19 protein-coding genes are annotated in these 25525 nt (G+C 47.0%); 6 read left to right on the forward strand and 13 right to left on the reverse strand.

Annotated features, from left to right (window positions below; translation table 11 throughout):
* Positions 1 to 123 precede the first annotated feature (123 nt).
* Both KNP88_RS05300 and KNP88_RS05305 read right to left on the reverse strand, forming a co-directional pair.
* Positions 124 to 2922, reverse strand: coding sequence for a putative bifunctional diguanylate cyclase/phosphodiesterase (locus KNP88_RS05300; protein WP_214892654.1), 2799 nt, complete (start codon positions 2920 to 2922; stop codon positions 124 to 126).
* Between the two features lie 128 nt (positions 2923 to 3050).
* Positions 3051 to 3473 (reverse strand): CBS domain-containing protein, encoded by a 423-nt coding sequence (locus KNP88_RS05305; RefSeq protein ID WP_029331512.1) that lies wholly within the window; start codon positions 3471 to 3473, stop codon positions 3051 to 3053.
* A 174-nt stretch (positions 3474 to 3647) separates the two neighbouring features.
* Here KNP88_RS05305 and KNP88_RS05310 point away from each other — a divergent pair, with 174 nt between their 5' ends.
* Together KNP88_RS05310 and KNP88_RS05315 are read left to right on the forward strand one after the other, a co-directional pair.
* A complete protein-coding gene (locus tag KNP88_RS05310) occupies positions 3648 to 5897 on the forward strand; it encodes a methyl-accepting chemotaxis protein (RefSeq protein ID WP_214768880.1) in 2250 nt (749 codons plus the stop codon).
* A gap of 120 nt (positions 5898 to 6017) precedes the next feature.
* Complete coding sequence (locus KNP88_RS05315; protein ID WP_088837829.1) at positions 6018 to 7175, forward strand: helix-turn-helix domain-containing protein; 1158 nt, start codon at positions 6018 to 6020, stop codon at positions 7173 to 7175.
* Positions 7176 to 7264: 89 nt separating this feature from the next.
* Here KNP88_RS05315 and KNP88_RS05320 read toward each other — a convergent pair whose 3' ends face one another.
* From KNP88_RS05320 to KNP88_RS05365, 10 genes are all read right to left on the reverse strand, one after another.
* Positions 7265 to 7774, reverse strand: a complete 510-nt coding sequence (locus tag KNP88_RS05320; RefSeq protein WP_214892656.1) for a DUF6933 domain-containing protein — start codon at positions 7772 to 7774, stop codon at positions 7265 to 7267.
* A gap of 38 nt (positions 7775 to 7812) precedes the next feature.
* Entirely contained in the window at positions 7813 to 9171 is a 1359-nt protein-coding gene (gene rlmD / locus KNP88_RS05325) for a 23S rRNA (uracil(1939)-C(5))-methyltransferase RlmD (protein ID WP_029331518.1), read from the reverse strand.
* A gap of 30 nt (positions 9172 to 9201) precedes the next feature.
* A complete protein-coding gene (locus KNP88_RS05330) occupies positions 9202 to 10164 on the reverse strand; it encodes a diacylglycerol kinase (RefSeq protein ID WP_029331519.1) in 963 nt (320 codons plus the stop codon).
* Positions 10165 to 10320: 156 nt separating this feature from the next.
* A complete protein-coding gene (gene gatB, locus KNP88_RS05335) occupies positions 10321 to 11754 on the reverse strand; it encodes an Asp-tRNA(Asn)/Glu-tRNA(Gln) amidotransferase subunit GatB (RefSeq protein ID WP_088837831.1) in 1434 nt (477 codons plus the stop codon).
* Positions 11755 to 11766: 12 nt separating this feature from the next.
* A complete protein-coding gene (gene gatA, locus KNP88_RS05340; RefSeq protein ID WP_214892658.1) occupies positions 11767 to 13209 on the reverse strand; it encodes an Asp-tRNA(Asn)/Glu-tRNA(Gln) amidotransferase subunit GatA in 1443 nt (480 codons plus the stop codon).
* Positions 13210 to 13225: 16 nt separating this feature from the next.
* Positions 13226 to 13516 (reverse strand): Asp-tRNA(Asn)/Glu-tRNA(Gln) amidotransferase subunit GatC, encoded by a 291-nt coding sequence (gatC, locus tag KNP88_RS05345; RefSeq protein ID WP_088837833.1) that lies wholly within the window; start codon positions 13514 to 13516, stop codon positions 13226 to 13228.
* Positions 13517 to 13717: 201 nt separating this feature from the next.
* Positions 13718 to 14938 (reverse strand): Nramp family divalent metal transporter, encoded by a 1221-nt coding sequence (locus KNP88_RS05350; RefSeq protein ID WP_214892660.1) that lies wholly within the window; start codon positions 14936 to 14938, stop codon positions 13718 to 13720.
* A 447-nt stretch (positions 14939 to 15385) separates the two neighbouring features.
* Entirely contained in the window at positions 15386 to 16897 is a 1512-nt protein-coding gene (putP, locus tag KNP88_RS05355) for a sodium/proline symporter PutP (protein WP_285801703.1), read from the reverse strand.
* Positions 16898 to 16976: 79 nt separating this feature from the next.
* Positions 16977 to 18521, reverse strand: coding sequence for an L-glutamate gamma-semialdehyde dehydrogenase (gene pruA, locus KNP88_RS05360; RefSeq protein ID WP_214892663.1), 1545 nt, complete (start codon positions 18519 to 18521; stop codon positions 16977 to 16979).
* A 130-nt stretch (positions 18522 to 18651) separates the two neighbouring features.
* Positions 18652 to 18939 carry a HesB/YadR/YfhF family protein gene (locus KNP88_RS05365; RefSeq protein WP_088837836.1) on the reverse strand — a complete coding sequence of 96 codons (288 nt, stop codon included), beginning with the start codon at positions 18937 to 18939 and terminating at the stop codon, positions 18652 to 18654.
* Positions 18940 to 19065: 126 nt separating this feature from the next.
* Here KNP88_RS05365 and KNP88_RS05370 point away from each other — a divergent pair, with 126 nt between their 5' ends.
* The 4 genes from KNP88_RS05370 (at position 19066) to KNP88_RS05385 (ending at position 23603) form a co-directional block, all read left to right on the forward strand.
* Entirely contained in the window at positions 19066 to 19908 is an 843-nt protein-coding gene (locus KNP88_RS05370; RefSeq protein WP_214892666.1) for a hypothetical protein, read from the forward strand.
* A gap of 14 nt (positions 19909 to 19922) precedes the next feature.
* A complete protein-coding gene (bcp, locus tag KNP88_RS05375) occupies positions 19923 to 20372 on the forward strand; it encodes a thioredoxin-dependent thiol peroxidase (protein ID WP_088837838.1) in 450 nt (149 codons plus the stop codon).
* Between the two features lie 652 nt (positions 20373 to 21024).
* On the forward strand, positions 21025 to 22674 hold the full coding sequence (locus tag KNP88_RS05380; RefSeq protein WP_214892668.1) for a peptide ABC transporter substrate-binding protein: 1650 nt from the start codon (positions 21025 to 21027) through the stop codon (positions 22672 to 22674).
* A gap of 278 nt (positions 22675 to 22952) precedes the next feature.
* Positions 22953 to 23603 (forward strand): homing endonuclease associated repeat-containing protein, encoded by a 651-nt coding sequence (locus KNP88_RS05385; protein ID WP_214892670.1) that lies wholly within the window; start codon positions 22953 to 22955, stop codon positions 23601 to 23603.
* 207 nt (positions 23604 to 23810) lie between these two features.
* On the opposite strand, the gene KNP88_RS15810 is transcribed toward KNP88_RS05385, so the two are convergent.
* The gene (locus tag KNP88_RS15810) at positions 23811 to 25505 is read right to left on the reverse strand and encodes a GGDEF domain-containing protein (protein WP_214892672.1); all 1695 of its coding nucleotides are present in this window, start codon (positions 25503 to 25505) and stop codon (positions 23811 to 23813) included.
* Between the last annotated feature and the right edge of the window lie 20 nt (positions 25506 to 25525).

Raw genomic sequence — 25525 nt, forward strand, 5'->3', positions numbered from 1 at the left:
AAACATAAGCCCCGTTTTCCTGTCAGTTCAATGGACAGGAAAACGGAGCTTTTTTTGTGTACGCGTAGTTTACGTTAATCCCAGCCGAAACGAACGAAGTACCCACTCTCCGCTTCGGTTGTCTCATGAAGATTTCAATGTTTCCTGATGCTGCATGAACCAAACTTCAAATTCATCTGCCGGAATCGGACGGGAATAGTAGAACCCTTGTCCATATTCACAGTCGAGCTTTCGTAAACTCTCGCTTTGTTCCAACTGTTCAATTCCCTCTGCGACTACGTCGTACTTCAACGTATGCGCAAGCTTGATGATTGTCTCGATCAATGGTGCATTCGAACATGCATCTTCCCCGCTAATGAAGGAGCGGTCGATTTTCAGACGTTGGATCGGAAGGCGACTTAAATAAGACAAAGAAGAATAGCCGGTTCCAAAATCATCGATTGCCAATTGATAACCCATTGCATGTAGCGACTCGAGGGCATCAAAGACACGTTTATCGGAAAAGACACCAAACGATTCCGTGATTTCTAACTCCATCCGCCGTTCAATTCCCGGATGTTCATTTCTGATATCCGCCAAATAGTCGACGATGCGACCGGAAGCAAGTTCTTTCACTGATAAGTTAGCTGAAACACCAAGCATCGCAAGTGGCGTCTGTTCCCAGCGTCTAATTTGGTTGACCGTTTCCTGAACGACCCACATGCCGACTTCTTCAATCAGCATCGAGCGCTCGGCAATCGGAATGAAGACGGCCGGGCTAATCATGCCTCGTTCAGGATGGAACCAACGGAGTAACGCTTCACAGCCTTCGACCTGTCCTGTCTTTAAGTTAATTTGTGGCTGATAAAATAACTGAAGCTCATTTTTGAAGATCGCTTCGCGCAACTCTGCTTCGAGAACGACCGATTCACGGTACTCTTCACTCATCCATGATTCGAACCAAACCGGCTCCCCTGCTTGATCCCGTTTCGCATGTTGCATCGCGATATCAACAGATGACAAGAGCGAGGTCACGGCAACTGCATCGTTCGGATAACGGACCATACTCATACTGATGCTGACATGGATTTCTTCACCTTCGATATAATACGGAAGTTCCATGACTCGTTTTAATTCGTGGTAATCGACGATGCCTTGCTGCGAAATCAAGACAGCAAATTCATCTCCACCGATTCGTGCCGGTGAACCTGTCCCGATGAAGTGACGGCGTAAACGGTTCGCTACTTCTTTTAGAATCAAATCACCCGCGCTATGCCCATACGCATCATTGATGCGTCTAAACTGGCGTACACTGACTGTGACGAGTTCGCCGGGCTGTAACCCTGCCAATGCTTCCGTCATCTTTTGTTCGAAACCATTTCGATTCAATAGCGTTGTCAAGACGTCATACAGCGCCAGTTGCGTAATCCGCTCTTCTCGTCTGTATTGATCCGTTTCATCGTGACACGTTAAATAAAGTGCAATCCCGTTCTCGCTTTTCGTCGGCACATAAATGATGTTGACGAACATATTCCGGATGTCCGCTTCGAAAATCATCTTACAACGAATCGTTTGACTATGCCCTTCGATTGCCCGATTTAAGGCACGACGCACCCGGTTCAAATCAGCTGGGTGAATCAGTTCTTCAATCGTCACGAACTCTGTCGTCTCGACGAGCTTCTGGAACTGGTCATTCCCATGCAATAACTTGAAGTCTGCTGCTAAGGCAATGATTGGATCTGTATTTTGTGAAAATAAGGATTCAATTTCTGCTTTTCTCTGTTTGATTTCGAGCGTTTTTTGGTCATTGTAATCCAGTAGTCCTGAGATGATTGCCGTCATCGTCCGAAAAGCATGGACGACAGGTTGAAAATCATTGCGTTCCGGCACTTTATAAAACGATTGTTGCTGTCCTTCAGCAAATACGTTTGCTTCTTCCTGTAACATGACTAAATCTTTTCGGAAAGCACGTAACAGCGAGAGCGTCAGTAAGAGTAAAGCGAAAATGATGAAGCACGTCGCAACGAACATCAACCACGCATTTCGAATGACATCATTTCCCCGGTCCGTCATTTCCATTTGTACGTCTGAAATTGCTCGATTAAACAAACGGTACATGCTGCCTTGATAGCGATCTGAAATACGTTCTAACGTTTCGTATTCGCGAAGTGCGGGTTCACTCAACGTCGTATCGATCACACCAAAATATGCCGCCATCTCACTTTTCATCGTATTAATATCAAGTCTCGACGCTCCGTCTTCAGCATCAATCGTTGCCGAAAGCGTTTTCGTCACCGTATCATTTCTCACTGCCAAATCTTGACGCATTTGCCGTATTCTTGATAACTCGTATGCATCCAATTGTTTGTCTTGATCTGCACTAAGTAGGCTCTGTCCCGCTTTTCCGAAATCCCGTTCCATTAAGAACAGGTTAGAAAACAAGGAATAATATTTCCCGGTATCTTGACTGAGCGATAGCTGATTAAATAAAATTTCACTTTTATAATTTGCTACGGCCGTAAAAAATCGATTGCTCGCGACATAACCGTTTTTTCGCACCTCGTCGATTTCGGTTAGTACGTCCTCTTTCAAAGAACTTGATGTTGGCATTGTCTCTAAACGTTTGCTCAGCGCCACGAGCTCGTCATCGACCTTTTCCGACCACTTGATTCGTTGCGTCAACGAGTCATCGACCCGTGAACTCAAGGATAAATAATAATAGTATGTAAGATCGCGTTCCGCCTGATTGACTTGTTCAAATACATCCATCACGCCGCTCGCACGTTTATAACTGTAACCTTCTTCTACATTTTTTAAGAGTTGCTGCGTCGCAATCAACACGGCTAACAACCCGATAATCGAAATCATCCATGAGAACGTTTTATAGTAGGAGCGTTTCCGAAATGCTTCTACGATGAAGACTGGTGGTAAAAGTCGCAACACATCGTCCTCCCTAAATTGTCATTATGTCTATATATCGTCTAAAAGAAGCAATTCGTGAAGCGAAAAGAGGTCAATAAAAACGCTTTCGCCCGTTTATTTTCGGGACAAAAGCGTTTTTGATCCATTCTTCAATATTGGACATTCTCTCGCTCTACCTTTTTAGCGAAATAGTCGATGATGTCGCGTCGACGAATGATTCCAATGAAGTGTTTGCCGTCATCAATGACGGGCACGAAGTTTTGATCAGTGATGACCTCAATCATTTCTTCCATTTGTGCTGTGATCGAAACGGGTTTATAACGAACACGTTGTTTAATGTCTGTCAGACGTGTTTGAAGTACATGATCATAATCCGCATGTTCCAGGTTTTTTTCAAGTGCCCAAAGCACATCACCTTCCGTGAGTGTTCCTGCATATTTTCCTTTATCATCAACGAGCGGGACTGACGTGAACCGATGATGTTTCATCTTTTCAAGTGCTTGCCTGACCGTCGACTCAGGATCTAAGTATTTCACTTCATCTTTTGGCAATAAGAAAAAAGCAATATTCATTTCTAAGTTCCTCCCTAGTCACTCTGTGACATCTCCCCTATTTTATCATGAACTTCCGTTCGATTCATTTCTCAAATCATGAAAATCTCATCATAATTCCTTCATATTTAACATTACCCGTCCGATAATCAGAATAGACAGATTTTATAGATTATTTAGATAGGAGAATTACATATGCGCCTTCCCATCACACGCCGTCTTTTCATCGGTCTCATTCTATTACCTGCGCTTACGTTAGGTGTCTCAACCTGGTTCTCATACAACCAGACAAGTCAAACTGTTGAAAATCTTGTCGATTCAACGTCTCAAACGGCATTAAAGCAACTTGAGCAGTCCTTCTCGCGGATCATCGACGATACAAAAAAAGATACGTCTTTACTCGCCGGACTCCCGTTCACGCGGGCGAGTGGCTCACTGCCGAACTATACTGATCCAAAAGACCTTCCCGATCTGACGGACGAACCGTCTCAAAAAGCAAAAGACATTTACAGCGTCCTCGAAAAATACGGCTCATCGAAAATCGAAAATTCTTTTCTCCAATACGCTGATACGTCAGGCGGCTACTTGAACTGGCCGAAGCAAGACGTCCCTGCCGGCTATGATCCACGAAGCGACCTTTGGTATAAACAAGCGCTTGAAAATTCAAGTACGGTCGCCATGAGCGAACCGTATTATGACGAAGCGACGAAACTATCCATCATCAGTTTCTCAAAAGCGACACTTGATGATCAAGCAAACATCAAGGGTGTCCTGTCCGTCTATAAAAGCATCAACCGCCTCTCAGAAGACATGAAGCGAATCGAGATCGGACAGGAAGGTTTCGTATTCAGCTATACAAAAGACGGGAAAGTCGTCACGCACCCGAATAAAAATTACTTCTTTAAAAGTCTCGACCAACTCCGTGAAGAAGGAAAGTCTTATTTCAGTGCACCGAAACAGATGATTGATCAAGAATCCGGTTCCGCCATCATGGATGTTGCGGGGAAAAAATCAGTCGTCATCTGGCAACTCTCTTCTAAAACAGGCTTCAAGCTAGCGGTCGTACTGGATTATGCGTCTCTGTATGCTCCTAAAGATGCCATGCTCGAACAGTCGCTCATCAACTTTGTCGTCGCGATTGCGCTAGCGACATTGATTGCCTGGTTAATCGGACGCTCGATCAACCGTCCCCTCTCGACACTTCGGACGGAAGCCCTCGCGATCGCAAGCGGTGATTTACGGACGACAAAACGTCCAAAACGCTTTATTCGCGATGAACTTTCTGACCTCAATGAGAATTTCGATGCGATGCGTCAAAAGTTGCGTCAAACGATTACGGCCATGACACAATCAGCCGGAACCGTTCGTGATGCGTCACAGGACTTATCAGCAAATGCGACCCACGTCCAAAATGCGTCACAACAAATCGGTCAAACGATGGAAGAAATTGCAGCCGCCGGTGAAACGCAAACGAAACAGGCGGAACGATCTTCGCATGCCGTTTATGGTGTCAAGGAACGCTCCGTCGCGATGCAACAAGCGGCTGCTACGACGTTGTCTGAAGTCGCATCCGTCGCCGATGCCGCAACGCGCGGTAGCTCACTGACGAAACAAACGATTACCGACTTACTACAACACTCCGATTCACTCGAACAGGAAATTCAGAACACGTCCGAATTCCTCGGTAAACGTTCAGGCGAAATCGGAAAGATTCTCGGGACGCTTCAAGCAATTTCAAGCCAGACGAATCTCCTGGCTTTGAATGCCGCCATCGAAGCGGCGCGTGTCGGTGAACAAGGTCGAGGTTTTGCCGTCGTCGCAAGTGAAGTCCGGAAGCTTGCAGAGGAAAGCGATCATTCTGCAAAACAAATTAAACAGCTCCTCGACAATATTCAAAAAGAGACGCACACTGCGATGAGTGCGATGAACCATGTTATGGATGATTTGAAAATTTCCCTTGAGTCCGTCAAAACGACAGGCGTCGACTTCGAACAGATCGCCGGTTCCGTCCATCATGTCTCACAACGGACTGAATCGCTAACCGGTGATATCAGCGCTCTGACGACTGCGACAGAAGAAGTGTCTGACGCGATGGGAACCATTCTCGCGTTGACAGAAGAGAACGCAGCCGGTATCGAAACGAGTGCCGCAAGTATCCAGGAAACGAATGCGACAATCGAAGCCGTCACGACGGCAGCGACGCACTTGGCTCATATCGCAAGTGAACTTCATCAATTGACGTTCGACTTCCAATTAGACGATACACTGCCACCTGAAGAAAGAACCGAAGCTGACGAACTGCCTCATGCCGATGCGTCTGATGAAGTTGCGGACGAAGCAGCCGTGACCGAATTGGAACAGACAAGCGATAGCGACTTGTTTGAACTCGATGCTGAAGAAGTGCTCGATGATTCGACTAATCAGCAGGAATCAGACAATCGTTGATAAGCCCTATTAAAGAAGGAACCTGCCACGCGCAGGTTCCTTCTTTTCGTTCCTCCCTATACAATTTCTTGTACACCCCTTAGACTAGACTTAATGATTTCTACCGAGAGGAGTAGACCCATGAAGCCGCTACAAACAGACGATTTAATCCAGATTGCTGAAAGTATTTATGGGACGACCGGTTTTTTTGTATCGTACCAATCACATAAAAACGATTCACTTCATGTACGACCAACCGCGCCTGTCCATCCCGATCAATTGACGCTTGAAACCGAGTGGCCGACTGCTGAAGCGGTCCCACTCCTCTACACGCTAAAAGATGGAACGGCGTATTTATTCATTGCCGTCGCAGATCAAGGGCAATACCGAATTGGCCCCGTCCTGTTACAATCCGCCTTGTTTCGCGCGCATATTCAGGATGAGTCCTATCACCAATTTTATAAATCGTTACCTCGGACGACTGAAAATCGATTAATCGATTGCGCTCACCTCGTCTATCGGCTATTGAACGGACGACAGCTCCCGTCCCGCGCAATCCGGACAGAGTCTGAAATCGTCGAAGAAGAAATCCCGCTCGTCGCAGACGTACCTGCCCATACAGGAACGACAGCCTACCGCAAAGCTTGGCAACGCGAACAGCAAATCATCGACTGGATTTCCTCCGGTCAAAGCGAACGCTTGGCGACGACTTATTCTTTACCTGCCTATGGTGAATTCGGCTCGCTCGCACGCCATCAACCACTTCGAGCAGAAAAGAATCTCCTACTTGGAACGGTCCTGCTCAGCGCACGTGCTGCCATTATCGGTGGACTTGAACCGGACGAAGCCTTCTCACTCAGCGACCGGATGATTGATTCGATTGAAGCAGCAAACAGCATCTCCGAACTTCGTAATCGCCACGTCCGGATTACTGTCAGTTTCGCAGAAGCCGTCAAGCAAATCCAAGAGTTACGACACTCGCCACACGTCTTAGCTGCCATCCGTTACATTCAACAGCATCTTTACGATCCGTTGTCCGTCTCTTCAATCAGTCATGCGATTCATGTCTCCTCCAATTACCTATCTGTCCTGTTCAAGGACGAAACTGGTCTACCGCTTGCCCGGTATGTCATCCGGGAGCGAATCCGGGAGGCGAAACGCTTGCTCCGTTCATCTGATGATTCGTTGCTGACGATATCAAACAAACTGCATTTTTCGAGCCAAAGTCACTTCAGTCAAGCGTTTAAACAGACGACTGGTGAGACACCCACCCATTATCGACAACGGCACTACCTGTAAAACGCAGCTGACGATTTAGTTTTTTTAACCGACAACAGGACCCCTCCGTTTACACGAAGGGGTCCTGTTTTTTGAATCGCCTGATTTAGTTAAAAGGACGAGTCGAACTCTTTTTTTAGAAGATCAATCGGCGCTGCATAGCCGATTGGACCACACAATAAATTTTCTCCGGCCCACATACTTAAATCCATCATATGCACTTGTTCTGTCGGTAAAAAGTCCTCAAGCTTCCACGAAATACTAATGATGGCGTCATTCAATTGCCCGATGATACTTCGATCATGTGTCTTCGAGTACTGGACGTCACCGCACCGTTCCAGATAACGATCCACGACCGCATTAGAAAATCCTTCTGCTAAAAATGTGTCCTTGATTGCCTTCAAGGCAATGACATCAAATTGTTTGAATTCTTTCATTTTCATGCCGTAGAAGACGATACTATATCTTGTTTTGTTATTCATCAAGACAACACATTTTCTTCGATCAAACGTGAACACATTCGCATGCCATTCATAAAAAGAATCTGCGTGAGTTGCCTCATACGGCGTTAAATTGATTTTCATCGCATCTGCTAGCTTTTTTGTACATTCGATCAGCATGCTCCGACCCCACTTTTCCTTTAATCAGAAAGTTGCTCTTACATTTTTACGAAAAGAGCTACACTCTCGACGTGTGTCGTATGTGGGAACATATCGACTGGCGTGACTTCCATCAGCTTGTAACCGAGTTCAGCAAGCAACTTCGCGTCACGTGCTTGAGTCGAAGCGTTACATGAGACATAGACGATACGTTTTGGTGCCACTTCAGCCGCAGCACGCAGGAATTCTTCGTCACAGCCTTTACGCGGCGGGTCAACGACGATGACGTCCGGTTTGATTCCAGCTTTGACGAGTGCCGGCATGACGGATTCAGCCGTTCCATACTCGAATGATACGTTGTCGATACCGTTCGCAGCTGCGTTGCGACGCGCGTCGTCGATTGCTTGAGGAACCATTTCAATCCCGTAGACATGTTTCGCTTGTTGCGCAAGTGATAATGAAATCGAGCCGATACCGCAATACGCGTCGACGACGATTTCTTCACCTGTCAATTGTGCATACTCCAGTGCTTTACCGTATAGTTTCTCCGTTTGCAACGGATTGACTTGGAAGAATGAATGTGGCGAGATTTCATACGTCAATCCGGCGATTTGATCGCGGATGACAGCTGGTCCGTGCAGGACGATGTTCTTTTTCCCTAAGATGACGTTCGTATCCTCTGGGTTGATGTTGTGTTGAATCGATGTCACGTTCGGGACGGCTTTTAAGATGCCCGCGACGATTTTATCGATGCCACGCAATTGTTTGACCTTCGTCACGAGGACGATCATCAATTCATTCGTATGGTACCCGTGACGTGCCATGATGTGACGGATGACACCCGTTTGTTTCTTTTCATCGTAAGCTGGGACCTTTAAGTCAGCAAGGACTTTACGGACCGCTTGGATCGCTTCATCATTTTCCTTGTTTTGAATCAAGCAGTAATCCATATCGATGATGCGGTGGCTCCGTTTTTGGTAAAAACCGGCCATCAACTTGTTCGACTGGAAAGCGACCGGGACTTGTGCTTTATTGCGGTAGCCCCATGGATCTTCCATACCGATTGTTTCATGGACCGGAATTTCGAGTCCTGCGAGGCGGGCAAAGGCATCACGGACACGGTTGTGCTTGAAGACGAGTTCTGCATCATATGATAAGTGTTGCAGTTGGCAGCCCCCACATTGGTTGTAGACAGGACATGGCGGCTCGACACGGTCAACACTCTTCGTCTTTTGACGGATAATTCGTCCGAAACCATATGATTTCGTTGTTTTCGTGATTCTGATTTTGACTTGTTCCGTCGGTAAAGCTCCTGGAATGAAGACCGTATAACCATCGATTCGTGCGACACCTGAACCGTCGTGCGTCAAATCGACGATATCGACGACGTGCTCGTCATTTTTTTGTACTGGGATCATAATTGGGTTCCTCCTAGAAAACCCCGCGCCTTACGCGAGGTTTGTTTCTGTTTCTTGTAGTTGTGTATTAATCAGTTCCATCTCATCGATCCGGAACTTCGGTGTCATGACATCGAAATGCGACTGTAAATTCGTCATCTCCCCTTCACAGGTGCCACCGAACTCACCGTCGATGTTCAAGCTCATCTCAGAAGTATTTTTCATCCGGACGAATGAAGTCGTGACATGCTCGACACAAGGATCCGAGAAGTGATCCCCTTTTAAGGCGAGACGCATGACGCGAATCAGTTCGACAAGATTACATTTTTTTAAGATGAATAAATCAAACCGTCCATCATTGAGTGACGCATTCGGAGATAGCTTCTCAAAGCCACCAACGGAGTTCGTATTCGAAGTCAAAAACAACATGACTTCGCCTTTGAACGTCCCTTTTTCATGTTCGAGTTCGACATACGTCGGACGGATTTGTGGTAACTTCTCCATCCCTTTGACGTAATAAGCGAGTTGTCCGAGTGCCGTTTTGAGTTTTGACGGAACCTCGTAAGACAACTCCGTCATGATGCCGCCACCTGCGATGTTGATGAAGTAATGAACACCCGTCGTTCCTTCAATCTTCCCAATGTCGACAGGCATCGTATAGCCGGTGCAGATGACATCCATCGCGCCTTCAATCGTCAACGGAATCCGCATCGCTCGTCCAAAATCATTCGTCGTCCCGACAGGCAAGACACCCAGTTTAGGGCGAACCTTATAGGCAGCCATGCCACTGATGACTTCGTTTAACGTTCCATCTCCACCCGCAGCCACGACGAGGTCAAATTCAGCTTCACAGGCTCGTGCTGCTTCATGTGTTGCGTCACCGACCGCCTTCGTCGAATAGACGGAAGTCTCATAACCCGCTGCTTCAAGCCGGTCTAAGATATACGGCAGATTTCGCTTTACCATCTCTTTCCCGGAAGTCGGGTTATAAATCACTCGCGCTCTAGGTCTCATAAGTTTTTCTCCTTTTTAATCAACCGGTCCATTTGATACATAACTGTTTTATTTTACATGAAGTTTTGCTACATTACAAAGCCGAAAAAAAAGATGTTCCCGTTTTCCGCCTGATTATTAGACGAAAAATGGGGACATCTACTACGATTTAAAAGATTATTTTAATTTTTCGAGTTCTTCATGGAAGAGTTGATCGAGGAGGGCTGGATTCGCCATCCCTTTCGTTTTCTTCATGATTTGACCGATGACGAAACCTTTTTTCCGGTCTCGTCCACCCACGAGTTCTTCGACGACAGCCGGATTTGCTTCGAACATCTCGACAATCAGTCCTCGTAAGAGACCCTCGTCAGAAATTTGAGCGAGTCCTTGTTCTTCGACATACTGACGCGGTTCGACACCCTGTTCGATCGTCGCCGCGAAAACTTGTTTCGCGATTTTCGAAGAAATCGTTCCGCCGGCAATCAATTCGATCATCTCGGCGAGACGTGCCGGTGTCAGTTTGATTGTTTCGAACGTTTCACTCGACTTGTTCAAGTGTCCTTGTACTTCACCGACTGTCCAGTTCGCTGCCGCTTTCGGTTCTGCACCGGCAGCAATCGTCGCTTCGAAGTACTCAGCCATCTCGCGTGTGACGGTTAATTGTTTCGCGTCATACGCGGATAAACCGAGCGTTTCTTGATAGCGGACACGACGTGCATCCGGAAGTTCCGGAATCGCGGCACGAATCGCTTCTTTCCAGTCTTCGTCGAGGACGAGCTTGACGAGATCCGGTTCTGGGAAGTACCGGTAATCGGACGCGCCTTCTTTCACACGCATCAAGACGGTCTGTTTTTTCGCTTCGTCAAACCGAAGTGTTTCTTGACGCATGACGCCACCCGCCAGTAAAAGTTTACGGTGACGGTCTTCTTCGAATTCGAGTCCTTTTAAGACGTTACCGAACGAGTTGAGGTTCTTCAGTTCGGTTTTTGTTCCGAACTTCTCTTGCCCGTATGGACGGACCGAGATGTTACAGTCGCACCGTAACGAACCCTCTTCCATCTTCACGTCCGAGACGCCTGCGTATTGCAGGACTTCTTTCAAACGTTCGAGGTAGGCGACCGCTTCTTTTGGTGAACGCATGTCGGCTTCACTGACGATTTCAATCAAAGGTGCGCCCGTCCGGTTAAAGTCGACGACCGAATGATTGGCACCGGTATGGTTCATCTTCCCGGCATCTTCTTCTAAGTGGACCCGTTCAATCCGGAAGCGTTTTGTTTCGCCATCGACTTCCGCGTCGATGAATCCGTCAAACCCGATTGGCTGATCGAATTGTGAGATTTGGTAGGCTTTCGGCGTATCCGGATAGAAGTAGTTCTTCCGGTCGAATTTTGTTTGATCGGCGACGTGGCAGTTGAGCGCCATTGCCGCACGGACCGCGAGTTCGACTGCTTTTTCGTTGACCATCGGAAGGACACCCGGGTGTCCGAGACAAATCGGACAGGTCTTCGTATTTGTTTCCGCACCGTACTCACGGGCACAGCCACAAAACATTTTTGTATTTGTATTTAGTTCAGCGTGGACCTCGATGCCGATAACCGTTTCAAAGTTCATAACGCACTCTCCTTATAACTTCGGAAGCGCGAATCCGCCCGTCGCAAGCTCGAAAGCATGCGCCGCACGATAGATCGTCGCCTCGTCAAAGTGTTTTCCGATGATTTGTAGACCGACTGGTAATCCGTCGACGAGACCTGCCGGGACCGAAATCGCCGGAACACCCGCTAAGTTGATTGGAATCGTCAAGATATCATTCGCATACATCGTCACAGGATCATCGTTTTGAGCACCGAGTTCGAATGCTGGTGTAGGTGCCGTCGGTCCGATGATGACATCATAGTTCGCGAGGACATCATCAAAATCTTTTTTAATCAATGTCCGCGCTTGTTGCGCTTTTTTATAATACGCGTCGTAATAACCTGAACTTAACGCATACGTTCCAAGCATGATGCGGCGTTTTACTTCGTCGCCGAATCCTTGGGCACGTGAATACTTAAAAACATCTTCGAGCGCATCTGCTTCAGCACGGACACCGTAACGAATCCCGTCAAAGCGGGCTAAGTTCGATGATGCTTCCGATGAAGCGAGTAAGTAATACGTCGCAAGCGCGTACTTCGAGTTCGGAAGGGAGACTTCGTCGACCGTCGCTCCGAGGGACTCGAGTTTTTTGATGGCTGCACGAATGTTGTCTTTCACAGATTCACTGACACCTTCGCCGAAGTATTCTTTTGGAACGGCGATTTTCAAGCCTTTGATATCACCTGTTAGTGCTTTCGTATAATCAATCCGGTCGACGTTCGCTGACGTCGAATCCATGTCACAATGCCCAGCAATCGCGCTAAGCAAATAGGCGTTGTCTTCGACCGTCCGTGTCAATGGTCCGATTTGGTCGAGTGATGACGCGAATGCGACGAGACCGAAACGTGAAACGAGACCATACGTTGGTTTTAAACCGACGACACCACAATAGGCAGCCGGCTGACGAATCGAACCCCCTGTATCAGAACCGAGACTGAACAAGACTTCTCCTGCCGCAACAGCTGCTGCTGAGCCACCTGAAGATCCACCTGGAACGTGTTTTGTGTTCCATGGGTTACGGACCGGTTTGTATGCTGAGTTCTCATTGGAAGACCCCATCGCGAATTCATCCATGTTCAGTTTACCGATTGTGATGGCACCTGCTTCATGTAAGCGTTCGACGACAGTCGCGTCGTGCGCAGGGACGAAGTTCTCGAGGAATTTCGAGCCGCATGTCGTCGTCATTCCCTTCGTGACGATATTATCTTTTACACCGATCGGTAAGCCGAACAGTGGGTTTGCTTCATGTTTTGCGAGCTCATCCATCCGTTTTGCTTGTTCGAATGCGTCTTCGTTCAAGGATAAAAAGGCACCGACCTTCCCGTCAACACGGTCGATTTGATCAAACGATGCTTGAACGAGATCCGATACTTTCACTTCGCCATCCTTGACGAGTGTATGCAGTTTTTTGACACCATGCTCAAAAAGTGACATTTCTGTGGTCTCCTCCTTATTCGAACACTGCTGGGACGCGGACTTGTCCGGCTTCCCAATCAGGTGCGAGTCGTTCTACTTCCGTGCGCGGAAGCGATGGGCGTACTTCGTCTTTTCGTAAGACGTTCTTTAAATCAAGGACATGTGTCGTTGGTTCGACTCCTGTCGTATCAAGTTCATTCAATTGCTCAGCAAAACCGAGAATTTTTTCGAGCTGAACCGTAAATTGTTGTACTTCTTCATCTGTCACGGCAAGGCGTGCCAAATGCGCCACGTGGCGGACTTGCTCTTCATTAATATTTGCCATGTCATTCCACCTCCGGAACTTTTGCAGTATATTTTACACTATTTCTAATCATAGCACTTTTTAGTCAGACAAAAAAGACGATGGTGCATCGGGGGGAGGTCCGCACCATCGTCCTTATAGGGGTAGCAAAGCTTTCGGGCGGAAAGCTTCTAGTAATTCATTACCCATGCGACTGTTTTACAAAACAAAATAACAGAATATTCAAACTAAAAGATCAACCAGTAAATAAACATTGAAGATAATGACGATCGTCACGATACTCCAGGCAAGGAGCTTCATCTTCACCCCGTTCTTGAAGTCACCCATGATTCGTCCACTCGACGTTGCTCGAATCAATGGAATCAACGCGAACGGAATCCCGAACGATAAGGCGACCTGACTCAAAATCAAGGCCCGTGTCGGATCAAAGCCCGATAACAACAATACAATGGCCGGTGCCATCGTGATGCTTCGACGCAAGAAAATCGGAATCTCAATTTTTAAGAACCCACGCATGATCGCATCACCAGACATTGTCCCGACGCTTGACGATGCGAGACCGGAGACAAGTAAGGCGACTCCGAACAAGTACGGTGCTGTTCCACCGAGCGATGTCCCGAGTCCTGAGAAAATACTTTCAAGTGTCGCTGCTTTCTGATCGGTTCCGAAGAAGACTGTCGCCGCGATGACGAGCATCGCCCCATTGACTGCCCCTGCGATCAACATCGCTGCCCAAATATCAAGTGTCTGAATTTTCATCAATCCTCGTTTATCCGCAATTTTCCCCATCCGGCGTTTCGTCAAATCCGAGTGCAAATAAATCGCGTGCGGCATGACTGTCGCTCCTAACATCCCGGCAGCAAGGACGATACTCGGTGTTCCCTCGAATCCGGGAATCAAGCCGCCTGCCATGTCCCGCACGTTCGGCTCGACTTGAATGACTTGGATCGCGAATGCAACGGCAATCACGAGGACCAGTCCAGCGATGACGGCTTCGAAATGCCGTAAGCCCTTCCGTTCAAAGCCGAGAATGACGAACGAAGCAATCGCCGTTAAAATCGCAGCGATTTTCATATCGATGTTAAACAACAGGTGAAATCCGAGTGCAGCACCAACGAATTCCGCGAGATCCGTCGCCATGGCGACGAGTTCTGCCTGTGCCCAGTAAAACAGTCGGGCGACGGGTGATAGCTCGTCCCGGATGACTTCCGCCAAGCTCATATTACTGACGAGTCCAAGTTTTGCTGACAACGTTTGGATGACGACCGCCATCAAATTTGCTGCGACGATGATCCAAAGTAATAAAAATCCGTACTGGGCGCCGGCCGTCATGTTCGTCGCAAAGTTCCCCGGGTCGAGGTACGCGACGGCGGCAACAAAGGCCGGACCGATAAATTGTCTTTTTTTCAATCGTTCGACCGGTGCTACCGGTTGACTGACCATATTGAACACCTCTCTTTAGTTGCAAGTATACGCTTTTCTTTCCTTCAGGCAACATACATGCTTCATGGAAATACTTATTAACAAAGTAAACTGAATCATCCAGTCCTGAAATCAAGCCATCTACCATTCTTTTTGACCGCGCATTCTAACCACAAAAAAAAATCGAAGTTCACATTCAAGTGAACTTCGATCAGATTGTAGACAAACGCTGATGAAGATTGAAGCTTATCTATTCGCATACTGTCTTACTGCGCTTCCCCGTCTTGACTCGTCTTCACGGCAATTCAAGACGAATTGCGCCCTAAACTGCCTGCATACCCGGCTTTCCGTCACGGTATTACCTAAAAAGCATCACGTTTCGTTGACTCCTACGGGAAAAGACGCTTGATTTCCCGATAGCACGTTGTCTACAGTCTGAGTTCAGTCCTTACATGACCTGCTGTTCACTTACACGATTTTCCGCTCGGGTTCGACACCTTTCAACTGCGCCTTTACTTCATCAAACTCACGGTAGACCGCTTCGCTTGGTTCAGCCGTCGCCAGACTGACGACAACGAGTGCAATCGTCGACGCGAGGAATGCAGGAATCATTTCGTACATCTCCGAAATATAGAACGGTAAATCCTTCACGTACAGTTTGACTAAAATCCAGGCGATGACGACGACAGATCCCGTCAGCATCGAAGCGAGTGCTCCCGCTTTGTTCATCCGGCGCCACAGTAAGCTGAACAAGACGACCGGACCAAAAGCAGAACCGAATCCTGCCCACGCGTACCCGACGAGTGTCAAAATCGATTTTTGTGCGCCGAACGATAACGCAATGGCAAGTAAGGCAACCGCCAGCACCATGATACGACCGACGAGCATCAACTCTTTGTCTGAAGGCGTCCGCTTCATGAAGCGTTGATAAAAGTCATTGGTCGCAGCACTCGAAGAGACGAGTAGCTGTGTCGAAATCGTCGACATGATGGCAGCGAGTAACGCTGCGAGTAAGAGACCGGTAATGAAGCCCGGGAATAGATCACGCGAAAGCTGAATGAAGACGTTCTCCGGGTTGTTCAGCTCAACCGCCTGTTGCGTAAAGTACGCGTAACCGAATAATCCTGTCACCATCGCGCCGATGATGGAGAAGGTCATCCAGACCATCCCGATCCGGCGGGCCGACTTCATTTCACTCAAGTTACGAATCGCCATGAAACGGACGATGATGTGCGGCTGACCAAAGTAGCCGAGTCCCCAGGCGAGTAAGGAGATGATCCCGATGATCGTCGTTCCTTTAAACAGTTCAAGTTTTGAACCATCCGTTGCCCGAATCGTCTCGAGCGTCTCATTGATCCCGCCGCTCAGTGAAAGGGCGACACCCGGAACGATCAAGAGCGCGATGACCATGATCATCCCTTGGACGACATCCGTCCAACTGACGGCGAGGAATCCACCCAGGAACACGTAGGCGATGACGACGCCTGCTAAAATCCAAAGACCCGTCGTGTACTCTAAACCGAAGACGGCTTCAAACAGCCGACCGCCGGCGACAAACCCGCTCGATGCGTACATTATAAAGAATATTAAGATAACTCCAGCTGAAACTGTACGCAACACACCACTTTTGTCATGGAATCGTTTTTCAAAATAGTCGGGAATCGTGATTGCGTCGCCCGCATGCGCAGTATACGCCCGCAGACGTGGCGCAACAAGCAACCAGTTTGCATAAGCTCCGAGCAATAGGCCGATCACGATCCATCCACTGGACAGACCAGTTGCAAACATCGCACCCGGCAATCCCATCAACAACCACCCGCTCATATCGCTTGCTCCGGCTGAGAGTGCAGTGACGACGGGCCCGATCGTACGTCCTCCAAGCATATAATCATTCATGTTTTTCGTCCGGTAATACGCCATCACGCCAAGCGTCACCATCAGACCGAGATACAGTAAAATCGCTAACCACATTCCGTTCATCCTTGCTCCCCCTTTTCTATGGTGTATAAAAAAAACGGATATGCAGGTCGCATACCCGTTTCATCTATTAAACACTAATTCAGAACATTTCTGAAGTCGTTTTTGCTTGCAAGTGGAGTGTTAAATAATCCGGTCCACCGGCTTTTGAATCCGTTCCTGACATGTTGAAGCCACCAAACGGTTGGTACCCGACGATTGCGCCTGTACAACCACGGTTGAAATAGAGGTTCCCGACATGGAAGTTCGCCCGTGCGTACTCTTGGTTTGTCCGGTCTTGTGTGATGACTGCCCCTGTCAAACCGTACTCCGTGTTGTTCGCGATCGCGATTGCTTCTTTGAAGTCTTTTGCTTTCGTGAATGCAACGACCGGTCCGAAGATTTCTTCTTGCATCAAACGATCCGTCGGTTGAACGTCCGCGACGACCGTTGGTGCGACGAAGAAGCCTGTTGAATCGTCAGCCGTTCCGCCTGCTGCAATCCGTCCTTCTTGTTTTGCGATATCGAAGTACGACGTGATTTTTTTGAATGCCGCTGCATCGATGACAGGACCGACGTTGTTCGTCACGTCGACCGGGTTCCCGATGCTCAGTTTTGCTGTATTCGCAACAACTTTTTCGAGTAACTCGTCGTAGACGGAGTCGAGTGCGACGACACGTGAACACGCTGAACATTTTTGACCGGAGAAGCCGAATGCTGCTTTTGTGATCATGTCTGCCGCGTAATCAAGATCGGCTGACTCATCGATGACCATCGTGTCTTTTCCGCCCATCTCTGCGATGACACGTTTGAGCCAGATTTGACCGTCATTTAATTTCGAAGCACGTTCGTTAATCCGGAGACCGACATCACGTGATCCTGTGAAGCTGATGAAACGTGTTTTCGGGTGGTCGACGAGGTAATCCCCGACTTCTGCCCCTGGTCCCGGGATGAAGTTCAAGACGCCAGCCGGAAGACCTGCCTGCTCCATGACTTCAACGAATTTAGCAGCGACGACAGGTGTCGTCGATGCCGGTTTCAAGAGAATCGGGTTTCCGGCGACGATTGCCGCAACCGCAGTCCCTGCCATGATCGCGAGTGGGAAGTTCCATGGTGAGATGATGACGCCGACACCGAGCGGGATGTAATCGTAACGGTTGTATTCACCCGGACGACTCTCGACTTTTTTGCCGTCTTTTAAGACGAGCATCTGACGTGCATAATATTCAAGGAAATCGATTGCTTCTGCTGTATCCGCATCTGCTTCGTTCCATGGTTTCCCAGCTTCTTTGACGAGGTACGCCGAGAATTCATGTTTGCGTTTCCGGATGATGTTCGCTGCTTTGAACAGGACGTCCGCACGAACACTCGGATTGACGAATTTCCACGTTTCGAATGCTGTGACAGCTGCCTGCATCGCATCCTCTGCGTGTGCTTGTGTCGCTTTTGAGACACGTCCGACGATCTCTTCTTTGTTTGCCGGATTGACCGAAACGATTTTATCTTCCGTCGTCACATGTTTGCCCCCGATGACGAGCGGATAATCTTTTCCTAGCTCTTGCGATACGAGTACAAGTGCCTCCTCGAACGCTTTCTTGTTCGCTTCTTGTGAGAAGTCCGTGAATGGTTCGTGTTTGTACGGAATCATCTCTATTCCCCCTTTATACATACTTTTAATCGCTTACATTCTCCATTGTACAGAAGCATGACGCCGCTTACAATTATTCTAGTCAAAAAAAATGAGCAGGCTGCGTTCTCCCGCTCACGTTTCGCTCGAATTATTCAGTTGCTTGGGAAAAGACGATCTCTTCGTTTTGGATTGAGACCTTGACGTCCTGCTCCTGGAACAACCACTCATCTTGATCAGAGACGACGAAATGAATCCCGTCCACGACTTCTTCAACAGCTGCCCGTTCGACTTCTTCCATATGGACACCGACCGAAAACCCTTGTGTCAAATCCGTCGATCCGCCGTATTTCGCGAAAAAGCGAATCGTGTCGCCTTCCTTCGCTTCCATCTCATCTTTAAAGTATTGTAATGCTTCATCCGTTACATGAATTTTCATGTTTTATCCACTCCCCTTTAGACTAGTGTACCTATTTCCTACTCAAAAAAGCGAATATCCTGTATGGTGAAGACAGTAAACACTTCATTCCATCATTCCTGTTGATTCTGATTTAGGAGGTCCTATATGAAACGATTAATCACAGCTCTACTATCAACGAGCATTCTGTTAGTCGGATGTGGGAACGATTCCACTTCCTCTACAGATACTGAATCCCCGAAGACGACGGAAACGAAACAAGTCGCGCAAGCTGACCAAGCCGTTCTTGATGTCTATCAAGCCTATCAAGATACGTTAGGGAAAACGGGATCAGCTGATGCAAAAGCACTCGCTAAGATTGAGTACACGGGTGAGTCCGAACCGTTACGCGCAGCAACGATTGGTGCTAAAAACCTGAACGTCACGCCTGGCAAGATCGTTAAAAGCTTCCAACAAGGCGACGTCGCCTATATCATCCACGAGTTCAATGATGCGGATGGATCAGCGCTCCCGAACCGTGCGTCGAAGTTATTCCTGAAAAAAGATGGGGAATGGAAAGCTGTCATCGCACCAACGACCTTTGAACCAGCCGTCTTCACGACGCTCGCTGAGATGTTTGATTCATTTAATGCAGACGAATACGGCGTCAATGCCAAAGCAGCAGAAGCCGTCGGGAACACACCGGAAGATGAACAGGATAAAGTGTTCACACGCGTCAATGCCCAGACCGACTATATGGCACTCGAGATGAACAGTAACATCTTAATGATTTACGGTATGGCACTCGGCAACGAAGGCAATCCCGAAGTATTAGTCGATTACTATTCCGATTACGCGGACTGGTATGTCGATGAACAAGATCTATTACTCAAAACTGCGAAGGCCGGAACAGACTATGAAAAATATTTAATCGCACTTGACCCATTAAAGGAAAGCTTACAAAAGAAACTCGGAAAATACGCTGATCAACTGAACATGGAACTAGGTTAAAGGAGGACTCTTTTATGAACGCACCGACATTTACGTTACCGAACGCTACAGGCGAAGACATTTCACTCGCCGATTATCGTGGTAAGAAAGTCATTCTCTACTTCTATCCGAAAGACTCGACACCGGGTTGTACGACGGAAGCCTGTGACTTCCGTGACGCGACGGACGCCTTCGCGGCTGAAAATACCGTCATCCTCGGAATCTCCGCCGACAGTCAAAAACGGCATCAAAACTTTATCTCAAAATATGAACTTCCGTTTCAACTTCTCTCTGATGTCGATCATACGGTCTGCGAACAGTATGGGGTCTGGCAACTCAAAAAGAACTACGGTAAGGAATATTATGGGATCGTCCGTTCAACGTTTTTAGTTGATGAGGCGGGTGAATTAATCCAAGAATGGCGGAGCGTTAAAGTTAAAGATCATGTTTCTGAAGCCTTAAACTACGTAAAATCACTTGATTAAAAAGAAAAACACGCTACTGATGTAGCCTGTTTCAATGTAGACAAACTCTTATGAAGAGTGAATATGCTATAACGAGAGTCAAAGTTCGCGGTTCTAAGCGATTCGAGACGGATTGCGCTCTAAACCGTCCGCATGCTCGGCTTTCCGTCACGATGTTACCTGAAAAGCGTCACCTCCTACGGGAAAAAGTGCGTTTTTAACGCACGTTCAGAGGCAGGCAAGACCCTGCTCCTTGTCTGTTAGGATCAAGGAGCAACGGCTTGCGCCTCGCCCGAGGAAAGCAACGAAAAAAGACGCTTTCATCTTCCGATATCACTTTGTCTACACGCTGACCACGTTACGGATGTAGCGTGTTTTTTAATTTTACAATCATTTTATCGCTACCAATTTTATCCTTTCAAAAATTTTTTTCACATAAAAAACCTTGGTATTGCTCATATTTTTAATGTTTTTGAAATAATCTGAAAATATTCTATTGATTTTTCTGAATATTGTATTTATTATTAGAAACAAGTTGATCCGGTGCTTTCCTTCAACAAAAGTAAAAGGCGATGACCCCTCTTATTTTTTTCATAGGACACCGGATCGCTCTAACTATCGGGTACTCATTTTATCATCATATATATTTATTCTTGGGAGGGAACTTATCATTATGAAGAAGAAAAAAACACTCGCACTCGTTGGTGCACTAACAATCGCAGGATCAAGCTTGGCAGCTTGTTCATCAACAGATGACTCGAAAGACACATCCGGCTCGAAAGACACTGCAAAATCAGATGACAAGCAAGTCTTGAATTTAACAAGCGGATCAGACATCCCGGCACTTAGCCCGACAGTCGCGACAGACTCTGTTTCTTTCACAGTTTTAAACAACGTTCAAGAAGGTCTCTTCCGTCTTGATGAAAACCAAGAGCCAACACCAGGTGTTGCAGAAAGTGTTGACGTCTCGGAAGATGGACTTACATACACATTCAAATTACGCGATTCAAAATGGTCTGACGGCAGCGATGTCACAGCAAAAGACTTCGAATATGCTTGGAAACGTGTCCTCGATCCTGATAGCGGTTCGCAATATGCTTATATCATGTATGTCATCGATGGAGCGGAAGGCTACAACACTGGTAAAGGGAAAGCGGAAGATGTCGGTGTCAAAGCAGTGGATGACAAGACACTCGAAGTTAAGTTGACACAACCTGCAGACTACTTCAAAGCCTTGACTGGATTCGGTTCATTCATGCCGCTTAAACAGGAATTCGTTGAAGAAAAAGGAAAAGACTTCGCGAAGGATCCTGAGAACTTCCTTTACAACGGTCCATTCCAACTAACGGACTGGAAAACAGAAGTCGGTTGGTCGTACAAAAAGAACGACCAGTATTGGGATGCTGACGCAGTTAAACTTGAAGAAGTTAACTACAAAGTCGTTAAAGAAGTTTCAACGGCTGTCAACTTGTATGAAAAAGGTGACATCGATACAGTCGGTTTGACAAGCGAATTCGTCGATCAATATAAAGATGATGAAGATTTCCAAACACGTCTCGATGCATCGATGTACTATATCCAAATGAACTTCAAAAACGAATTGCTCAAAAATAAAGATATCCGTAAAGCGATCGACTCAGGATATGACAAAGAACAGATGGCGAAAGTCCTCTTAAACAACGGCTCAATCCCGGCATACTACTATGTCCCGCAAGAATTCGCAAATGGTCCAGACGGAAAAGACTTCCGCGACGGCAACGAAGGCTTCGGTTCATTTGATGCTTCATCTGCAAAAGCATCATTTGAGAAAGGTCTAAAAGCAGAAGGCAAAGACAAAGTTAAACTCGAGCTTCTCTCATATGATGATGACAACTCGAAAAAAATCTCTGAATACCTCAAAGGTGAATGGGAGAAAAACCTTCCAGGTCTTGAAGTAACAATCAAGCAGCAGCCATTCAAAAACAAATTAGAACTTGAATCGAAAGGTGAATTCGAACTTTCATTCGCTGGTTGGGGACCTGACTATCAGGATCCAATGACATTCCTCGACATGTGGATGACTGGTGGACCGTATAACCGTGGTGGTTACTCAAGCGACAAGTACGATTCACTCATCAAATCTGCAATGAAAGACGCGAATGCCGAAACACGCTGGCAGTCACTGAAGGATGCTGAAAAAGTCTTACTCGAAGACGATCAAGCAATCTCTGTCATGTACCAACGTGGAGCTTCCCTCTTACGTAAACCTTACGTTAAAGGAATCGTCAACCATAAAGTCGGAGCGGATACTTCGTTCAAATGGACTTACATCGAAGGAAAATAAGGATACAAGATCTTTAAAGGCCAGCCTCGCTTTACGCGGGTCTGGTCTTTTTTTCCATATGAGGCGAATGTACTGTTTTTTAGATATTGATTAAAAAGTGGTAACATTCTGTTTTCATTTGTATTACTTCCATTTATACTTATGCAGAAGAAACTAAATTCACTTTTTTTTACAATAATTCGCGGTAATTCTTCAGATTTAATGAAAAAGTGCCGATACATTCTATATAGAGGACTTTTGCCTCAACACTACGATTATTTAGGAAGGAGGACTCATCTTTGAAGCAACGTGTACTGACGAGTCAACAAACATTCACAGAAGAACAAATCGAGATGATTGAAGCCATCCGTGCAGTCGGCGAACTGATTCAAGACCGGCCACGCCGGACGATCTACCGCCGCTATGCCGTTGTCCATGGTTGGCCATTGCCTGAAAACATCATCCGCCAATTCGGTTCGTGGCCGGAAGCTTTATCTGCCGCAGGTTTTGAATGGCATATCGATCAGCAACCGGAAGAGCTGGAGCGGGCACCGAAATATACGAAAGATGAAATTCTGAAATCTTTCCACCGGTACGCGAAAGATGTCGGTTCGACGATTACCTTGAAGAAGTACCAAATTTGGCGGAAATCGGTCCACCATGCACCGAGCCACTATCATATCGTGAAGATGTTTGGTTCTTGGCATGATGCCTGTACAGCAGCAGGACTCGAAGCAAGCGTCACGTATTCGAAAGCAGAGCTTGCGGCATCACTTCGACAAGCAATTGAAGAAGTCGGATTCTCATTGTCTTTTGAAGCTTACCGTGAGTGGGCGAAGCGAAACAACAAACCCTCTACAAAAGCATTGCTCCACCGCTATGGTTCATGGTCAGCCGCTATTCATGCGATCGAGAGTGAAATCCGTATGAGTAACCAACAAGCGCAATAATCAGTCTAGTGCATTCATTTTCTTCCTATTTTATAGTTCACACGCTAAACAGCCCAGTCGACGCCTCGACTGGTCTGTTTCATGTTTAATAGTAGTGGCCGATGCTTCCGTGAAAAGATGGAAGCATCGGCCATTTGATTTGATGTAGAACGAAAACGTCTGTCAAAAAGATTGTTTTGGCTACACATATGAGTCAGCACCGTTATATTAAATTACTTTTTCTTTCCACTCTTGGTATGACGCAACGCGGTCACGCCCCTGGAATTTAGCCCCTACGTACATCGCACGGTCTGCATTTCGAATCAGGCTCGCAAGATCGCCTAACTCTTTCAGCGTATCGATTCCGATGCTTGCGGTGATTTCTAACGAATGACCGGATACTTCGATTGGATTGGCGTGTAGCGTCTCACGGATGCGCTCTGCAACGATTCGTGCCGATTCGATGTCCGTATTCGGTAATAACACGACGAACTCTTCCCCACCGTACCGCGCGACAAGGTCTGTGATGCGTGTCGCCTGCATCAAGAGTTTAGCGACCTCGAACAATACAACATCTCCGATTTCGTGACCATGGGTATCATTGATTTGCTTGAAGTGATCCAAGTCGATCATCAATGCCGAGAACGGATACAAATCCTTTTGCTTGATTCGTCGATCGCCCCACTCTTGCAAGGCACGGTAGTTCGGTAATTTTGTCATGGCGTCTGTCCGGCTATCGATTAAAAGATGTTGTCGTTCTTGGGCCCGTTCAACGGCCCAGGACAACACACGTAATGCACGATACAGCTCATAACCAAAATCTGTCGTGAATTCACCACTTGCTTCCGATGCTAAAAATAACGAGCAATTGATGGTTTCCGTCGCTTCCGGTTTGATGAACAAAATCGATTGTGTTTCTTCAGGAAGACAATCGTAGAGGCGAATGTCCCACTCCTGTTGCATGCCGTAAAGGAGAACTTCCTCTTTTTCAATCAATTCTTCGATGATGATTCCTTCGACGTGATCCGCTTTTAATTTCCGTCCATCTTTCAGCGAATAATAGACTGTCTTTCCTTCTCCAAAATCAAACTTTATCCAGGCGATGTCAGGTTTAACGAATTGATTGAGTTGTTTTAAGTAGCGTTCGATGATGAACTGGGAATCCCCGTCCTGCCACGCTGCTTCTTTTAGACGCTCAATCTGTTCCCAGTGTTCAATCCGGTCACTCGCATGAACTGAGCTGCCGAGCGCACGTTTGATGATGAATAATGCAAATGCCGTCATGACCAATGCACTGATTCCATTGTTTTGGGCCATCAAGGTACTAAAAACTCCAAATAACAGTTCTGCCGTAATGACGACTGCTTCAAAACGTAGCAACGGGATCATGACGCTGCTCGGGATATTCTCTCCGAGTAAGAAGTTCGACAATGTATATTGGAACAAAAGGACGACCCACATGATGACGACCATCGTCACGAGCGGTACGATATTCCCGATGAGTGAAAAATCCGGACCGTGTGTTCCACCGAGCGCATTGTAGGCTAAACCTGCCGGCAAAATCAATAAGAGTTCAAGCGTGACGTTGAATGGATAATTGTGCAGCATACGCCGTCGTCCGATTGCCGTATGAAATGAACGCAATTGGTAAATCAGCATCGTCAATTGTCCGACACAAATCGCTGATAACAATCCGTATGTTAAAAAGGTATACAGGACAAAACCAAAGTGGAACGTAAAACTCATATGTCTTCGACGAACCGGGTCGACGACGAAAATCGTCGATAACGCTACTACCAAAAAGAATGTAAAGTAATCGATGCTGAGGCTGTATCCGTCTGCTCTCGCGATAAGATCAATGACAATCACGACGATAAAGAACACGACCCAGCTTCGAAGGAGGTATTGTTGAAAACGACGCACGTTGAGTTCCCCTTCCTAAA

It is taken from the genome of Exiguobacterium sp. H66, from assembly GCF_018618705.1.
GTDB classification, from domain to species: Bacteria; Bacillota; Bacilli; order Exiguobacteriales; family Exiguobacteriaceae; genus Exiguobacterium_A; species Exiguobacterium_A oxidotolerans.

Coding starts and splice junctions, on each gene's coding strand:
- KNP88_RS05305 (WP_029331512.1), bottom strand. CDS start 3,473: ATGAATATTGCTTTTTTCTTATTGCCAAAAGATGAAGTGAAATACTTA.
- KNP88_RS05310 (WP_214768880.1), top strand. CDS start 3,648: ATGCGCCTTCCCATCACACGCCGTCTTTTCATCGGTCTCATTCTATTA.
- KNP88_RS05315 (WP_088837829.1), top strand. CDS start 6,018: ATGAAGCCGCTACAAACAGACGATTTAATCCAGATTGCTGAAAGTATT.
- KNP88_RS05320 (WP_214892656.1), bottom strand. CDS start 7,774: ATGCTGATCGAATGTACAAAAAAGCTAGCAGATGCGATGAAAATCAAT.
- rlmD (WP_029331518.1), bottom strand. CDS start 9,171: ATGATCCCAGTACAAAAAAATGACGAGCACGTCGTCGATATCGTCGAT.
- KNP88_RS05330 (WP_029331519.1), bottom strand. CDS start 10,164: ATGAGACCTAGAGCGCGAGTGATTTATAACCCGACTTCCGGGAAAGAG.
- gatB (WP_088837831.1), bottom strand. CDS start 11,754: ATGAACTTTGAAACGGTTATCGGCATCGAGGTCCACGCTGAACTAAAT.
- gatA (WP_214892658.1), bottom strand. CDS start 13,209: ATGTCACTTTTTGAGCATGGTGTCAAAAAACTGCATACACTCGTCAAG.
- gatC (WP_088837833.1), bottom strand. CDS start 13,516: ATGGCAAATATTAATGAAGAGCAAGTCCGCCACGTGGCGCATTTGGCA.
- KNP88_RS05350 (WP_214892660.1), bottom strand. CDS start 14,938: ATGGTCAGTCAACCGGTAGCACCGGTCGAACGATTGAAAAAAAGACAA.
- putP (WP_285801703.1), bottom strand. CDS start 16,897: ATGAACGGAATGTGGTTAGCGATTTTACTGTATCTCGGTCTGATGGTG.
- pruA (WP_214892663.1), bottom strand. CDS start 18,521: ATGATTCCGTACAAACACGAACCATTCACGGACTTCTCACAAGAAGCG.
- KNP88_RS05365 (WP_088837836.1), bottom strand. CDS start 18,939: ATGAAAATTCATGTAACGGATGAAGCATTACAATACTTTAAAGATGAG.
- KNP88_RS05370 (WP_214892666.1), top strand. CDS start 19,066: ATGAAACGATTAATCACAGCTCTACTATCAACGAGCATTCTGTTAGTC.
- bcp (WP_088837838.1), top strand. CDS start 19,923: ATGAACGCACCGACATTTACGTTACCGAACGCTACAGGCGAAGACATT.
- KNP88_RS05380 (WP_214892668.1), top strand. CDS start 21,025: ATGAAGAAGAAAAAAACACTCGCACTCGTTGGTGCACTAACAATCGCA.